We start from the raw sequence: 14,469 nt of genomic DNA on the forward strand, positions 1-14,469 counted from the left end.
AACGGGCGAACAGCACATTCACCGATGCCATCAGGGGGCCCCGCATGCTCGTCGGCGTACTCGTCACCTTCCTTGTCGTTATTCTCGTTCTTTACCTCATCAACATGCTGCCGCTCGACGGCCGCGCCAAGCAGATCGCGCGCGCCGTGGTCATCATCATCGGCATCGTCTCGCTGCTGAAGTATCTGGCGGTGTTTTAGCTTCGTCATTGCGAGCCATCGGGTCGCGCTAACGCGCGCCCGCTGACAGGCTGCGCGAAGCGATCCATCTCACCGCGCGAGCGGAGCAATGGATTGCTTCGTCGCTTCGCTCCTCGCAATGACGTAGATACACCGATACACCGTTGTCATCGCCCGGCCTGTGCGCAATTGCGCACATGGACCGGGCGACCCAGTACGCCGCGGCCTCTCGGCTCAAGCACTGCGGCCTCTGGAATACTGGATCACCCGCATGCGCGGGTGATGACGCCGAGCAAGCTGAGCAATCACCCCGTCATCCGAGGAGCCCGCCAACGGCTGGCCGTCTTGAAGGATAGCTACAAGGCTGCACAATTTCGAAATAGTAGAATAATACCGCGGATGTCAAGTTGCCGCGTCCGCTTGGCAGCCGCCGGCACCTTTGCATGGGGTTGTTTTCGATATTTTGGTGGTACGCCCCTGCGACGGCGGGCTCGCGGGCTCCAACAAAAAAGCCCCGGCTCGTCGCCGGGGCTTTTGCTTGTCGTCGCGACCTCGCGGATCAGCCGGCGGCCTTGGCCTCGCGGCGGCGCGCGGTGAGGATGTATTCGGTGTAGCCGTTCGGCTGGGTGCGGCCTTCGAACACGAGGTCGCAGGCCGCCTTGAAGGCAACGCCGTCAAATGAAGGCGCCATCGGCTTGTAGAGCGCATCGCCGGCGTTCTGCTTGTCGACGACGACGGCCATGCGCTTCAGCGATTCCATCACTTGGTCCCGGGTGATGACGCCCTGGTGCAGCCAGTTCGCGAGGTGCTGGCTCGAGATGCGGAGCGTGGCGCGGTCCTCCATCAGGCCGACATCGTGGATGTCGGGTACCTTGGAGCAGCCGACGCCCTGGTCGATCCAGCGCACGACGTAGCCGAGGATGCCCTGGCAGTTGTTGTCGATCTCCTGCTTCACGTCGTCGGGCGCCCAGTTCGACTGCGACACCGGAATGGTGAGGATGTCGGAAAGCTTTGCGCGCGGGCCGCCCTTGGCGAGCTCCTGCTGCCGGGCGATCACATTGACCTGGTGATAGTGCAGCGCATGCAGCGTGGCCGCGGTCGGCGACGGCACCCAGGCGGTGGTGGCACCGGCCTGCGGATGGCCGATCTTTTGCGCCAGCATGTCGGCCATCTTGTCGGGTGCGGCCCACATGCCCTTGCCGATCTGGGCATGGCCGGGCAGGCCGTCGATCAGGCCGTTGTCGACATTCCAATCCTCATAGGCCTTGATCCACGGCTGCGCCTTCATGTCGTTCTTGCGGATCATCGGACCCGCTTCCATCGAGGTGTGGATCTCGTCGCCGGTGCGGTCGAGGAAGCCGGTGTTGATGAACATGATGCGCTTGGAGGCGCGCTGGATGCAGGCCTTGAGGTTGACCGTGGTGCGGCGCTCCTCGTCCATGATGCCGACCTTCAGCGTGTTCTCCGGCAAGCCGAGCATCTTCTCGACCTCGGCGAACAGGTCGCAGGTCAGCGTCACCTCGTCGGGGCCGTGCATCTTCGGCTTGACGATATAGGCCGAGCCGGTGCGGCTGTTCTTGACCTTGGAATTGCCCTTGAGGTCGTGGATCGCGAGCAGGCCGGCGACCGCGGCGTCCAGGATGCCTTCCGGGATTTCCTCACCCTTGGCGTCGAGCACGGCGTCGGTGAACATGTGGTGGCCGACGTTGCGCATCAAGAGCAGGCTGCGGCCGTGCAGCTTCAGCTCGCTGCCGTCGGGCTTCTTGTAGACGCGGTCGGCATTGAGCGAGCGGGTCAGCGTCTTGCCGCCCTTCTCGAAATCGGCCGACAGCGTGCCGTTCATCAGGCCGAGCGTGTTGCGATAGACCAGCACCTTGTCCTCGGCGTCGACGGCGGCGACCGAGTCTTCCATGTCGAGAATGGTGGAGACCGCCGATTCCAGGATCATGTCGGCGACGCCGGCCGGGTCGTCCTTGCCGATCACGTTGTTGCGGTCGATCTTGACCTCGACATGCATGCCGTTGTTGACGAGCAGGATCACGGAAGGCTGGGCGGCGTCGCCCTGATAGCCGGCGAACTGGGCGGCGTTCTTCAGCGCGGTCGAGTTGCCGCTCTTCAGCTTGACCGAGAGCTGGCCCGCGATCACGGCGTAGGAGGTGACGTCGGTGTGGCTTCCGGTCGCAAGCGGCACGGCGGCGTCGAGGAACGCCTTCGCCTTGGCGATCACCTTGTCGCCGCGGGCCTTGTTGTAACCACGGCCAGCCTCGCTCGGATCGTGCGGGATCGCATCGGTGCCGTAGAACGCGTCGTACAGCGAACCCCAGCGCGCGTTGGCGGCATTCAGCGCGTAGCGGGCGTTGGTGAGCGGCACCACCAGCTGCGGGCCGCAGATCTTGCCGATTTCCTCGTCGACATTTGATGTCTCGACCTTGTGGGTCGCGGGCTCGGGCAGCAGGTAGCCGATGTCCTTGAGGAACGCGGTGTAGGCGTTGATGTCGAACGCCTTGCCCTTGTTGGCGCGATGCCAGTCGTCGATCCTGGCCTGCAGCGCGTCGCGGACCGCGAGCAGCTCGCGGTTCTTCGGTCCGAGCTTCTGGATGATGGCGGCAAGTCCGGCCCAGAACGCATCCGGGGCGATCCCGGTTTTCGGCGTCGCCTCCTTGGCGATGAAATCGAACAGGACAGGGGCGATCTTCAATCCATGGGCATCGACACGAGTCATGATGGGCTTTCTCAAAGAAATGGGGCGTTTAGCGGCTGTTTTCGAGAGAAATCAGCAAAAAACGCGCCAAAGGGCCGCGTTCACGGCCCTTTTAGCCCTAAAGCCACGGCTCTGAGAAGGCCCCCTTTCCAGTCCCACGCTGCGCCGTCATGCGGGCCACCCTGAATTCTCCAAACGCCAGTGGCCGCTCTCGGAAAGACCCGTCAGGGCGCTCTGGTGCGTACCTTGGTGGCGATCAGCAATGCAGCGAGCACCAGGGGAATTGCGCCCGCTACGAACACAGCGGCTGCGCCCATCAGATCAAGCACCAGCCCGCCGCCGGCCGCGCCGATGGTGATGCCGAGGAAGATCGAGGCCACGGTCAGTCCGGTCCCGCTCTCGGTCTCGTCGGGCACCATGCGGGTGATCCAGGTCGTGGTCGCGACCGGTACGCCGCTAAAGGCAAATCCCCAGAGTGCGACCAGCACCAGGGCCGGAATGACGTCCTTGCCAAGGACCGAGAGCAACAGACCGATCACGCTGATCGCCAGCGGCATCGCGATCAGCGTGAGCTTGAGTTTGCGCTCGGCCATCAGCCCGCTCGCGAACGAGCCGAGGTAGTTGGCGACGCCGAAGGCAAGCAAGGTCGCCGCAACTCCGGCAGCGCCCAGCCCGGTCACGCTCTCGAGGAATGGACGGATGTAGCCGAAATAGCCGAAGTGTCCGGTGAAGACCAACGTTGCCGCCAAGATGCCGGCGCCGATCCCCGGCCGTGTCAGGATGTCGATCAGGGTGTCGAGCCCGGCTTCTCCCCTCGGGGCCAAACGCGGCAGAGCGAGTGCCTGGATGACGAATACCGCTGCGCCCAATGCCGTCGCGAGCAGGAACACGGAGCGCCAGCTCGCCACCTCGCCGAGATAGCTGCCGAGCGGAACGGCAATGATCATCGCGGCGGGAATGCCGCTCATCACGATCGACAAGGCCCGGGCAACCAGGGACGGCGGCACCAGCCTGATCGTCGTCGCTGCCGCCATCGCCCAAAACCCGCCAATGGCAAGGCCAAGCACGATCCGCGCGGCCAGCAGGAACGTGATGCTCGGCGCCAGCGCCACCAGCAGATTGGAGATCACCAGGAGAATCGAAAAGCTGAGCAGCACCGGCTTCCGATTGAACCTGCGCGTCAATGTCGGCGTGGACAATGCTCCGACCAGCCCGGCCAGCGAGGTTGCGGTCACCGCCTGACCGGCGAGGCCCGGACTCACACCGAGATCGCGCGCCATCGGCGTCAACAGACCGGACGGCAGGAACTCCGCCGTCAGAAGTGCGGTGACGCCCAGCATCATCGCCGCGACGGCGCCCCAGGCGGGCCTTTCCGGTGAGGCCGGCTTGTCACCAACCTTGAGCGCGTCGCCCGGCATCAGCGCAACGGCATCGGCGTGCGCCAGGGCAGGGTCCACTTCTTGATCCATTGGCCGAAACTTCCATCTATGTTGCACTGCCGCAGACATAGGCTGGAGGTTTTGGACGATCTATGCCATAAACACTCCAATGTTTGATCGTTCGTCCAAATCGTCCGCCGCCGACACGACCGACGCCGCCGTCGATCTGGTGAGCGAGTTGCTGCTCGGCATGCGGCTTGAGGGCGTCCACTACCGTCGGGTCGAGACGCGGGCGCCCTTCGGGTTTCGGTTCGAAACGCCGTACGGACGCGCGCAATTCCACTTCGTTGCACATGGCACGGCACTTCTGCGCTACGCCGACGCGACGCTGCTTCCCCTTGGCTGCGGTGACGCGATTTTCCTGCCGCGTGGCGGCGCGCATGATCTTGTCTCGGCCCCGGATGAGCCGAGCTGCGACGTCGAGCGTTTCAGGACCGAGACGCTGTGCGGCAATGTCGATGTGACATCGGCCTGCCCTGAAGGATGCCCGCAGGACGAGTCGGTCCTGGTCTTCAGCGCCTGCATGAATTTCGATCTTGGCGGCATGCGCCCGCTGATCGCGCTGATGCCGGAGGTGATGCGGGCCGACACGCTGCTTGCGCGCCAGCCGGAAATCGAACCGATGCTCAAAGCCATGGAGCGGGAGACCTGCACGCCGCGGGCCGGCTCCGTCGGCGTGATGGCGCGGCTCGCCGATGTGCTCGCCGCGTCGATCGTGCGTGGCTGGGTCGAATGCGGCGGCGACAACGCCATGGGCTGGTTCGAGGCCTTGCGTGACCCGCGTCTCGGCCGCGCGATCGGCGCGCTGCATCGCGCGCCAGGCCGCAACTGGACTGTTGCTGAATTGGCAGCGGAGGCGGGGTGCTCGCGTTCGCTGTTCGCCGAGCGCTTCCAGGCCATGACCGGGCAATCGCCGCTGCGCTATCTTGCCGAGCTGCGCATGCGCCTCGCGACACAGTGGATCAAGCATGAACGCCAGCCGATCGATGTGATCGCGCAGCGGCTTGGCTATGCGTCACAGGCGGCGTTCAGCCGCGCGTTCAAGCGTGTCACCGGGCAATCGCCGGGGATGATACGGCACGGGGCCGAAAGCCGCGCGGCGGAATAGGCCTCAACACCGCCGTCATGCCCCGCTTCAAGCGGGGCATCCAGTACGCCGCGGCCTATCGGCTCGATAATTGCTGTCTCTGGAATGCTGGAGATCGCCCGGTCGAGCCGGGCGACGACAGTCGGCCAAGGTCAGATATTCGCCGCGAGATCGGTCAGTTCGTCGAACAGGATGCCGGTCGTGGCCAGCATCCGCTCGATCTCGTCGGTGGCATCGCTGACCGAGCGGTTCGAGGTGTCGATGGTCAGTTCATTGCCGGTCGGCGGCTGGTAGTCATTGGTGATGCCGGTGAAAGACGGCAATCCGCCGGAGCGGGCCTTGGCGTAATGGCCCTTGGGGTCGCGGGTCTCGCAGACCTCGGCCGGCGTCGCGACATAGATCTCGCGGAAAGCGCTGTCGGCGATACGGCGGGCTGCCGCACGGTCGGCGGTCGATGGCGACACCGCGGCGACGATGGCGATATGGCCGTTGCGTGCCAGATGGGTCGCGACTTCGGCGAGGCGGCGGATGTTTTCAGCGCGGTCCTGCGGCGAGAAGCCGAGATCGCCGTTCAGCCCGGCACGCAGCGTGTCGCCATCGAGCAGGATCGGCGAGCCGCCATTGCCGAACAGGCGTCGCTCCAGCGCCCGCGCCAGGGTCGACTTGCCCGAGCCGGGCAGGCCGGTCAGCCAGATCACCGCGCCGTTGTGGTGGTAGCGCGCCGAGCGCTCGTCCGGCCGCAGCGCGGACTCCACCGGCACGATATCGACCGGCACCGCGGGCCGGCCGGCGTCGACCGACAGCACGAGGCCGCCGCCGGCGATACGGCCGTTGACCTCGATCACGAGGCGGCCGGTGCGCGGATTGTCGGTGTAGGGATCGGTTGCAACCGGCTGCGCCAGCGAGATGTCGATCTCGCCGACATGGTTGCGCGCGATCGCGGTGTTCTCTTCGTTGGACAGCGCGCCGGGATCGACCGCCTTCTCGATCGCGACCACGGTGGCGCGGCTTTCCTTGGTGCCGAGCCGGATCAGGATCTGCTCGCCCTTGGTCAGCGGCTTGTCGTGCAGCCAGAAGATCCGGGCGCGGATGCGGCGGGTGTCGCGCGGGCTCTGCCCGGAATGTCCGATGATGTCGCCGCGCTCGAGGAACAGCTCGCGGTCGAGCGTGATGCCGACCGAGCGCCCGGCGCCCTGCGGGGCGGTGACCGGCGTCACCGGCCAGCTCTCGACGGTCTTGATCTGCGCGATCTTGCCGGTCGGCATGATCACGATCTCGTCGCCGGCCTTCAGGCTGCCGGACTCGATGCGGCCCGCCACGATGCGGCGGTCGTCGAACTTGTAGATCGCCTGCACCGGCAGCCGCAGCGGCAGCTCGGCCAGCGGGCGTGCCGGCTCGAGCGCATCGAGCGCCTCGACCACGGTCGGTCCCTGGTACCAGTCGATCCGAGCCGTGCGCTCGGCGACGCCGTCGCCGTCGCGCGCCGAGATCGGGATCACCGCCGTGGGCGTCACGCCGAGGCCGATCAGATGCGCGGAAATCTCGTCGCTGATCTCCTTGAAGCGGTCGGCGCTGAACTCGACGCGGTCCATCTTGTTGACCACGACCGCGACCTGCTTCACGCCGAGCAGATGCAAGAGATAGCCGTGCCGCCTGGTCTGGTCGCGCACGCCTTCGAGCGCATCGATGATCAGCACCGCGCCGTCGGCCTGCGAGGCGCCGGTGATCATGTTGCGCAAGAACTCCGCGTGACCGGGCGCGTCGATCAGCACGACGTCGCGCGAACGGGTGCGGAAGCGGATCTGGGTGGTGTCGATGGTGATGCCCTGGTCGCGCTCGGTCTGCAGCGCATCGAGCAGGAACGACCACTCGAACGGCATGCCGCGCCGCGCGCTCACCGCCTTCAGCATTTCCAGCTTGCCGTCCGGCAGGCTGCCGGTCTCATGCAGCAGGCGCCCGACCAGCGTCGACTTGCCGTGATCGACGTGGCCGACGATGACGATGCGCACCTGCGGCCGCGTCGTGCCGTTGGGCGTTGCCGAGATCGAGGCGGTGGGAAGGATCATGTTCATCGGAACGCTCGCACGAAGTGGGAAGCCAAGTTGCTTGGAGTCAGGTGTTGCTTCGAGTGTCGATCAGAGATAGCCGGCGACGCGCAGCCGCTCGAACGCATCCTCGGTCTCGTGGTCGAGCGCGCGGCCGGCGCGCTCCGGGACCTTGGTGCCGTCGAGCTCGGTGAGGATCTCGTCGATGTTGGCGGCGGTGGAGGCGACCGGGAAGGTGATGTCGGCATCACCCAGCGAGCGGTAGCGCTTGCCATCCTTGGCGAGATAGAGCGGGATGATCGGAATGCCTTCGCGCTTGGTGTAGGCCCAGATGTCGGCCTCGGTCCAATGCAGGATCGGATGGATGCGCAAATGCGCGCCCTGCGGCGGCGAGGCGTTGAACTGGTCCCAGAACTCCGGCGGCTGGTCGCGCACGTCCCATTCGCCCTCGAGGCCGCGCGGCGAGAACACGCGCTCCTTGGCGCGCGTCGCCTCTTCGTCGCGGCGGATGCCGGCGATCAATCCGTCAAAGCCGAATTTGTTGAGCGCGAGCTTCAGCCCCTCGGTCTTGCGCGCGGCGGAACGCGCGGCCGGCGGCAGGGTCGGGTCGACGCTGTCGATCGGCGGGCAGGGTTCGACGCGCAGGTCGAGATCCCATTCCTTTCCGAAGCGGTCGCGGAACGCGTACATCTCCGGAAATTTCTTGCCGGTGTCGACGTGCAATGCCGGGAACGGGACGCGGCCGAAGAACGCCTTGCGCGCCAGCCAGATCATCACGTTGGAATCCTTGCCGAGCGACCACAGCAACGCGAGCTTCTTCAGCCGGGCGAACGCCTCGCGCAGGATGTAGATGCTCTGTGCCTCCAGCTCGTCGAGATGATCCATCGACGGAGGGGCCTGATTGGCAGGAATCCCCGGCACGGAAGATGCATTGCTAAGGGCTGCGGACCGCGTCCTGGCGGCGACGGATTCGTTGTCGAGAAGATGCATCTCTTGGCCTTGGCCTGTGGAGTTGAAAATTCTAAAGTTGCGCTGCAATAGAGAAGAAATAATTTTCTCTTTGCTGGGCTTGATCGAGAGATAAATAGAAAATAATTTCAGTCAACCCCCAAATTGGGGAAGCGAGTGTCTGATGCGATATCTGCCGGTGTTTCTGGATCTGCAAAGCGGCAAGGTGCTGCTCGTTGGAGCGGGCGACCTCGCGCGCGCCAAGCTGCGGCTGCTTGCGGCCGCCGGCGCCGCCGTGCGCTGGTACGCAACCGACGGCGATCATGACATTGCCGGTCTCACGGCGGAGGACGCCGCGCGGATCGAGCGCGCCGAAGGCGATCCGTTCGCCGCCGATCTCTCCGATGTCATCGCCGTCCTCTGCGCCGGCGCTGGCGAGATCGGTGTTGCGATGTCGGTGCGCGCCAAGGCGATCGGCCTGCCGGTCAACGTGATGGACGATCTCGTACACTCCACCTTCATCATGCCGGCGATCGTCGATCGCGGCGATGTCGTGGTCGCGGTCGGCACCGGCGGCACGTCGCCGGTGGTGGCGCGCCGCATCCGCGAGAAGATCGAGGCGGTGCTGCCGGCGCGGATCGGCGATCTCGCTGGCTTCATCGGCGGCGTCCGCAAATCGATCCACGCCCGCATCGAAGAGTTTCCGCTGCGCCGCCGCTTCTGGGAGCGCATCGTCGACGGCCCGATCGGCGCACTGGTGCTGGCCGGCCGCAAGGACGAGGCCGAGCAGGCGCTGAACGCGATCACCGATCCCGCCGCATTCGCCGGCGCGAGCGCGGAAGGCAAAGCCATTGGTCACGTGACGCTGGTCGGCGCCGGTCCCGGCGATCCGGATCTGCTCACGGTGAAGGCGTTGCGCGCGCTGCAGGATGCCGACGTCGTGTTCTATGACGAATTGGTGTCGTCTGAAATTCTCGACCGCATCCGGCGCGATGCCACGCGGATCCCGGTCGGCCGCCGTGTCGGCAAGCCCGGCATCGGCCAGGACGCCATCAACGCATTGATGATCGAGGCTGCGCAGTCGGGCCAGCGCGCGGTGCGGCTGAAGGGCGGCGATTCCTTTATCTTTGGCCGCGGCGGCGAGGAAATCGAGGCGCTGCGCGACGCCGGCGTCGCTTACTCCATCATTCCGGGCGTCTCCGCCGGTCTGGGCGCGGCCGCGCAATTCGAGGTGCCGCTGACCTTCAGGCACGAGGCGCTGCGCATCACCTTCCTCACCGCGCACAAGGCGCGCGATGCCGAGGTCGTCGACTGGTCGGTGCTGACAGACAAGAAGATGACCGTCGTCGTCTATATGGGCATGACCGCGGCGCCCTCGATCCGCGAAGGCATGCTTGCCGCGGGCCGCTCGCCGGAGACGCCGGTCGGCGTGTTCGCGCGCGTGACGCGGCCGGATGCCAAGGCCGCGGTCGGCACGCTGGCGCGGCTGCCCGAACTCGTCAAACAGGTCGATGGCGGTCCCGCCATTCTCATCATCGGCGACGTGGTCGCGCATTCCGCGCCGTGGAGCCGGTCCAACGTCACCCAACTCTTCTCCAACCAGATGTTCTCCGAACTGCTGAAAGCTGCCGAATGACCTCTCCGCTTGAACAGAAGAAAATCAGGATCACGGGCCCCTCGGTGGTGACCGCCAACCGCACCGGGGATGGTGCCGTGGTGTACCGAACCGCCAAGCAAGGGTGGTCCACCGAACTGTCCGATTCCGCTGTCGTCAGCACCTCCGACGACGCGCGCGCGCTTTTGGCCGAAGCCACCGCCGACGACGTCGGCGCGGTCGGCCCCTACATCGCGCCGGTCGAGCTCAAGGACGGCGGCAAGCTCAAGCCGGGCAATCTCCGCGAACACATCCGCGCCAAGGGCGTCACGATCGATCTTCAGGTGCCGGCGTAAGGCTCATCCATCATGTATGCATATGACGAACTCGACCGCACGCTGATCAACGAGCGTGTTTCGGAATTCCGCGACCAGGTGAAACGCCGCCTTTCCGGCGAGCTCACCGAGGACGAATTCAAGATCCTGCGCTTGCAGAACGGCGTGTACCTGCAGCTGCACGCCTACATGTTCCGCGTCGCGATCCCCTACGGCACGCTGTCGTCGAAGCAGCTGCGCCGGCTCGCCCATGTGGCGCGCCGCTACGATCGCGGCTACGGCCACTTCACCACGCGGCAGAACATCCAGTTCAACTGGATCAAGCTCGCCGAGCTGCCCGACGCGCTGGCCGATCTTGCGGAAGTCGGCATCCATGCGATGCAGACCTCCGGCAACAACATGCGCAACGTCACCTCGGACCAGTGGGCCGGCGTCGCGCCCGGCGAGATCGAGGATCCGCGTATCTGGTCGGAGATCCTGCGCCAGCACACCACGCTGCATCCGGAATTCTCGTTCCTGCCGCGCAAGTTCAAGATCGCGATCACCGCCTCCGAGCACGACCGCGCCGCGATCAAGATCCACGACATCGGGTTGCGGCTGCACAAGAACGCCGACGGCGAGACCGGTTTCGAGGTGCTGGTCGGCGGCGGCCTCGGCCGCACGCCGTTCATCGCCAAGACCATCAAGCCGTTCGTGCACGGCCGCGACATCCTGAGCTATGTCGAGGCGATCCTGCGCGTCTACAACCAGTACGGTCGCCGCGACAACATCTACAAGGCGCGCATCAAGATCCTGGTGCACGAGCTCGGCATCGAGAAGTTCGCCAAGGAAGTCGAGGAGGAGTGGAAGGCGATGGGCGATGTCGGGCTGACGCTCGATCATGCCGCCATCGAGGAGGTCCGCTCGCGCTTCTCCTATCCGCCTTACGAGAAGCTGCCGCACATGCCGGACGAGTTGAAGCAGGCCGCGCATGATCCGCTGTTCGAGCGCTGGCGCAAGAACTCGGTCGCGCCGCACAAGGTGCAGGGCTATTCGATCGTGACGCTATCGCTGAAGCCGGTCGGTGGCCCGCCGGGCGACGCCACCGCGGAGCAGATGGACGCGGTCGCCGACCTCGCCGACAAGTATTCGTTCGGCGAGATCCGCGTCGGCCACGAGCAGAACCTCGCGCTGCCGCACGTCGCCAAGCGCGACCTGCCGCAGCTGTTCAAGGCGCTCGATCGCCTCGGCCTCGCGACGCCGAACGTCAACCTCGTCACCGACATCATCGCTTGCCCCGGGCTGGATTACTGCTCGCTGGCCAATGCGCGCTCGATCCCGATCGCGCAGGAGCTGACGCGCCGTTTCGCCAACCACGACACCGCCGACCTGATCGGGCGGCTGCACATCAACATCTCCGGCTGCATCAATGCCTGCGGCCATCACCATGTCGGCCACATCGGCATTCTCGGCGTCGAGAAGAACGGCGAGGAATTCTACCAGATCACGGTCGGCGGCCGCGCCGACGAGAACGCGCAGTTGGGCACGCTGATCGGCCCGGCCGTTCCCTATGCGGAAGTCGCCGATGTGATCGAAGACATTGTCGAAGCCTATCTCGCGCTGCGCGACCGTCCCGAGGAATTGTTCGTCGATACGGTGAAGCGTCTGGGCGTCGAGCCTATCAGGGAGCGGGTCTATGCCACTCGTTAAGCAGGGAAGAATCACCACCGATCTGTTCGTGCATGTCGCCGACGGCGCCGAGCTGCCGGGCGACGGCGCGGTTTTGGTGAGCGCCGAGCGCTTTCTCGCCGATCCGGAGGCGCTGCTGCGCCGTCCCGGCAAGCTAGGGGTGATCTGGCCGAACAACCGCAATCTCGACGATCTCGTGCCGCATCTCGATCGGCTGGCCTCGGTCGCGCTGGTGTTTCCGACCTTCCGTGACGGCCGTGCCTACAGCCAGGCGCGTCTGCTGCGCGAGCGTTACGGCTATGACGGCGAGCTGCGCGCCACCGGCCAGATCCTGCGCGACCAGTTCGTGTTCATGACGCGCGCCGGCTTCGACGCCTTCGAGGTGAAGAAGGATGCCGACGCCGACGCGTTCGCCGCGACCATGAAGCGCTATTCGGTGTTCTACCAGCCGACCGGCGACGGCCGCGTCACCGCACTCAACCGCCGCATGCAGCTGCGCCACTCGGAGAGCGCCGGCCAGTGAGCACGCTTGCACCAGAGCTCGCAGTGGCGCCGGCCGCATTGCCCGCGGCCGATGCGCTCGATCGCGCGCTGCGCACGGCCTCGCCCGCCGAGGTGATCGCGGCCGCGGTCAAGACGCTCGGCCGCGAGAAGGTGGCGCTGGTGTCGTCGTTCGGTACTGAATCCGCCGCGCTGCTCAAGGTGATGGCGGATGTCGATCCGGCGATCCCGGTCGTGTTTCTCGATACCGGCTGGCTGTTCGAGGAGACGCTGGCTTATCGCGACACGCTGATCAAAACGCTCGGCCTCACCGACGTGCGCTCGATCAAGCCCGATGAGGAAGCGCTGTCGCGCCAGGATCCGGACCGCGAGCTGTGGTTCACCGATCCCGACGCCTGCTGCCGCATCCGCAAGGTCGAGCCGCTGGCGCGTGCGCTGAAGCCGTTCGCCGGCTGGATCAACGGCCGCAAGCGTTTCCAGGGCGGTGCCCGCGCTGACATCCCGGTTGTCGAGGATGACGGCGTCAGGCTGAAATTCAATCCGTTCGCCAACGTCTCGCGCGAGGAGATCGAGGCGATCTACACGCTCGGCAAGCTGCCGCCGCATCCACTTGTCGCATCGGGATATCAGTCGGTCGGGTGTATGCCTTGCAGCAGCCGGTCCGCTGCCGGCGAGGATGCGCGCGACGGCCGCTGGCGCGGTCGGGCCAAGACGGAATGCGGCATCCATACGATGAAGATGTCATAGGGCATGGTGCAGGGCGCTCGATCGCGATGACGGTTCATCGCGATTTGGCGACGCGACAAAGCCTTCGCAGTGCGGCGACTTCGTAGCACAAGCGCGCTGCGCCGCCGAAAACAAAGAAAACCGGTTTCGTTGACTTAAGACCACTTCGCCGTGAGTTATGTCTTGCGTGTTCCCTGACATTTCTCAGGTTGAATGGAGACAGAAATGATCCGTCGTATCCTGCCGCTGGTCGCGGGACTGTTGTGGGCGAGCTCGGCTTTTGCGGCCGACTATTCGCTGCTGAACGTGTCGTACGATCCGACGCGCGAGCTCTATATCGATTTCAACAAGGCGTTCGCCGCGGCCTACCAGAAGGAAACCGGCAAGAGCGTCGAGATCAAGCAGTCGCATGGCGGCTCGGGCTCGCAGGCGCGCTCGGTGATCGACGGATTGCAGGCCGATGTCGTCACGCTGGCGCTCGCCTATGACATCGATGCGATCGCGGGCAAGGGCCTGATCGCCGCCGACTGGCAGAAGCGGCTGCCGCTCAACGCCTCGCCCTACACCTCGACCATCGTGTTCCTGGTGCGCAAGGGCAATCCCAAGGGCATCAAGGATTGGGACGATTTGATCAAGCCCGGCGTCAGCGTCATCACGCCGAACCCGAAGACTTCGGGCGGCGCGCGCTGGAATTATCTCGCCGCCTGGGGCTACGCGCAGAAGAAGTTCGGCTCCGCGGACAAGGCGAAGAAGTTCGTCGCCGATCTCTATCAGAACGTGCCGGTGCTCGACACCGGTGCGCGCGGCTCGACGGTCACCTTCGTCGAGCGCGGCGTCGGCGACGTGCTGCTGGCATGGGAGAACGAAGCTTTTCTGGCGCTTCGCGAATTCGGCGCGGACAAGTTCGAGATCGTAGCCCCGGCGCAGTCGATCCTCGCCGAGCCGCCGGTCGCCGTCGTCGACAAGGTCGCCGACAAGAAGGGCACCCGCGCCGTCGCCGAGGCCTATCTGAAGCACTGGTATACCAAGGAAGGCCAGGAGATCGCCGCGCGCAACTCCTACCGGCCGCGCGATCCCGAGATCGCCAAGGAGTACGAAAAATCCTTCGCCAAGGTTGAACTTTTCACCATCGACGACGTTTTCGGTGGTTGGACCAAGGCGCAGAAGGAGCACTTCGCCGAGGGCGGCATCTTCGATCAGATCTACAAGAACTGATCGGATTATCAGGGGGATATGTGAGCACAGC

The 14,469-nt window shown here is 65.3% G+C and carries 12 protein-coding genes; 8 read left to right on the top strand and 4 right to left on the bottom strand.

The window, feature by feature from the left end; translation table 11 throughout:
* Positions 1-44 precede the first annotated feature (44 nt).
* The gene (locus tag XI02_RS05970) at positions 45-200 is read left to right on the top strand and encodes a Thivi_2564 family membrane protein (RefSeq protein WP_016842974.1); all 156 of its coding nucleotides are present in this window, start codon (positions 45-47) and stop codon (positions 198-200) included.
* Between the two features lie 538 nt (positions 201-738).
* Here the strand turns inward: XI02_RS05970 and XI02_RS05975 are convergent.
* Entirely contained in the window at positions 739-2,901 is a 2,163-nt protein-coding gene (locus XI02_RS05975; protein WP_172648855.1) for a malate synthase G, read from the bottom strand.
* 203 nt (positions 2,902-3,104) lie between these two features.
* Positions 3,105-4,337 carry an MFS transporter gene (locus XI02_RS05980; RefSeq protein ID WP_244980823.1) on the bottom strand — a complete coding sequence of 411 codons (1,233 nt, stop codon included), beginning with the start codon at positions 4,335-4,337 and terminating at the stop codon, positions 3,105-3,107.
* A gap of 151 nt (positions 4,338-4,488) precedes the next feature.
* Here XI02_RS05980 and XI02_RS05985 point away from each other — a divergent pair, with 151 nt between their 5' ends.
* Positions 4,489-5,427, top strand: a complete 939-nt coding sequence (locus XI02_RS05985) for an AraC family transcriptional regulator (protein ID WP_240537212.1) — start codon at positions 4,489-4,491, stop codon at positions 5,425-5,427.
* Between the two features lie 131 nt (positions 5,428-5,558).
* On the opposite strand, the gene cysC is transcribed toward XI02_RS05985, so the two are convergent.
* Both cysC and cysD read right to left on the bottom strand, forming a co-directional pair.
* Positions 5,559-7,478 carry an adenylyl-sulfate kinase gene (gene cysC, locus XI02_RS05990; protein ID WP_172648852.1) on the bottom strand — a complete coding sequence of 640 codons (1,920 nt, stop codon included), beginning with the start codon at positions 7,476-7,478 and terminating at the stop codon, positions 5,559-5,561.
* Positions 7,479-7,541: 63 nt separating this feature from the next.
* Positions 7,542-8,336 carry a sulfate adenylyltransferase subunit CysD gene (cysD, locus tag XI02_RS05995; RefSeq protein WP_016845216.1) on the bottom strand — a complete coding sequence of 265 codons (795 nt, stop codon included), beginning with the start codon at positions 8,334-8,336 and terminating at the stop codon, positions 7,542-7,544.
* Between the two features lie 247 nt (positions 8,337-8,583).
* Between cysD and cysG the strand changes: the two genes are divergently transcribed.
* From cysG to XI02_RS06025, 6 genes are all read left to right on the top strand, one after another.
* On the top strand, positions 8,584-10,035 hold the full coding sequence (cysG, locus tag XI02_RS06000; protein WP_172648851.1) for a siroheme synthase CysG: 1,452 nt from the start codon (positions 8,584-8,586) through the stop codon (positions 10,033-10,035).
* A complete protein-coding gene (locus XI02_RS06005; RefSeq protein ID WP_172648850.1) occupies positions 10,032-10,349 on the top strand; it encodes a DUF2849 domain-containing protein in 318 nt (105 codons plus the stop codon). The genes cysG and XI02_RS06005 overlap by 4 nt, the downstream gene beginning before the upstream one ends.
* 12 nt (positions 10,350-10,361) lie before the next feature.
* Complete coding sequence (locus tag XI02_RS06010) at positions 10,362-12,017, top strand: nitrite/sulfite reductase (protein ID WP_172648849.1); 1,656 nt, start codon at positions 10,362-10,364, stop codon at positions 12,015-12,017.
* The gene (locus tag XI02_RS06015; protein ID WP_016845212.1) at positions 12,004-12,519 is read left to right on the top strand and encodes a DUF934 domain-containing protein; all 516 of its coding nucleotides are present in this window, start codon (positions 12,004-12,006) and stop codon (positions 12,517-12,519) included. The genes XI02_RS06010 and XI02_RS06015 overlap by 14 nt, the downstream gene beginning before the upstream one ends.
* Entirely contained in the window at positions 12,516-13,244 is a 729-nt protein-coding gene (locus XI02_RS06020; RefSeq protein WP_038386135.1) for a phosphoadenylyl-sulfate reductase, read from the top strand. Before XI02_RS06015 ends, XI02_RS06020 begins: the two co-directional genes overlap by 4 nt.
* A gap of 204 nt (positions 13,245-13,448) precedes the next feature.
* On the top strand, positions 13,449-14,438 hold the full coding sequence (locus XI02_RS06025; RefSeq protein ID WP_172648848.1) for a sulfate ABC transporter substrate-binding protein: 990 nt from the start codon (positions 13,449-13,451) through the stop codon (positions 14,436-14,438).
* Positions 14,439-14,469: the final 31 nt, after the last annotated feature.

Source organism: Bradyrhizobium sp. CCBAU 21365 (genome assembly GCF_015291305.1).
Lineage (GTDB): Bacteria > Pseudomonadota > Alphaproteobacteria > Rhizobiales > Xanthobacteraceae > Bradyrhizobium > Bradyrhizobium elkanii.

Excerpts from the sequence above, each read along its gene's own strand:
- XI02_RS06005 (WP_172648850.1), top strand. The coding sequence starts at position 10,032 with ATGACCTCTCCGCTTGAACAGAAGAAAATCAGGATCACGGGCCCCTCG.
- XI02_RS06010 (WP_172648849.1), top strand. The coding sequence starts at position 10,362 with ATGTATGCATATGACGAACTCGACCGCACGCTGATCAACGAGCGTGTT.
- XI02_RS06025 (WP_172648848.1), top strand. The coding sequence starts at position 13,449 with ATGATCCGTCGTATCCTGCCGCTGGTCGCGGGACTGTTGTGGGCGAGC.
- XI02_RS05975 (WP_172648855.1), bottom strand. The coding sequence starts at position 2,901 with ATGACTCGTGTCGATGCCCATGGATTGAAGATCGCCCCTGTCCTGTTC.
- cysG (WP_172648851.1), top strand. The coding sequence starts at position 8,584 with ATGCGATATCTGCCGGTGTTTCTGGATCTGCAAAGCGGCAAGGTGCTG.
- XI02_RS06015 (WP_016845212.1), top strand. The coding sequence starts at position 12,004 with ATGCCACTCGTTAAGCAGGGAAGAATCACCACCGATCTGTTCGTGCAT.
- XI02_RS05970 (WP_016842974.1), top strand. The coding sequence starts at position 45 with ATGCTCGTCGGCGTACTCGTCACCTTCCTTGTCGTTATTCTCGTTCTT.
- cysC (WP_172648852.1), bottom strand. The coding sequence starts at position 7,478 with ATGAACATGATCCTTCCCACCGCCTCGATCTCGGCAACGCCCAACGGC.
- cysD (WP_016845216.1), bottom strand. The coding sequence starts at position 8,336 with ATGGATCATCTCGACGAGCTGGAGGCACAGAGCATCTACATCCTGCGC.